Origin of the sequence: Pseudomonas sp. SIMBA_068, from assembly GCF_046534705.1 — a bacterium.
Classification (GTDB): Bacteria; Pseudomonadota; Gammaproteobacteria; order Pseudomonadales; family Pseudomonadaceae; genus Aquipseudomonas; species Aquipseudomonas putida.
Genome location: NZ_JAWRYI010000061.1, coordinates 1 through 451, shown reverse-complemented (window position 1 = coordinate 451; position 451 = coordinate 1). Strand labels below are relative to the sequence as shown.

The 451-nt window shown below is 41.0% G+C and carries 1 protein-coding gene; it reads right to left on the bottom strand.

The features are described 5' to 3' along the window. Positions 1-152 precede the first annotated feature (152 nt). The coding region (locus tag SB756_RS28145; RefSeq protein WP_410912766.1) for a tetratricopeptide repeat protein at positions 153-451 on the bottom strand (299 nt) is incomplete at its 5' end.

Here is a 451-nt window from a genome sequence, read left to right as displayed (position 1 = left end):
CTACAGACTCTTGCCAAACCACATCAGTTTCAAACTGATTGACGATTTCTGGAAGGACTAGTTCGTCTTCTTCATCACTTGATGAACAACCCATTAGCGTTGCCATACATAGGGCAAGGGTTGCGGTCGTTAATTTTTTCATACCTAAAACCTTATGCCGCTGGGCTAGTTACTGCTAGGTCATCTAACTTAACTTGTAAGAGTGGGTTGCCTGTTAACCCACCTGCATCTACCGCGGCTTGGTAAGCAGTACGTGCTTGTTCTTTATTACCTTGCTGAGCGTAAATATCGCCTTTAAGTTCTGCTACGTTTGCATTAAATGCTTCAGGTAATGGTGCATTTAGTGTGTTTAAAGCATCGTCAAAATTAGTTTGTGCAATTTGAATACGCGCTAAACGTGTAATTGCAATTGCTTTTAATTCTGCATTATCAACGTTTGATACAATCCAGC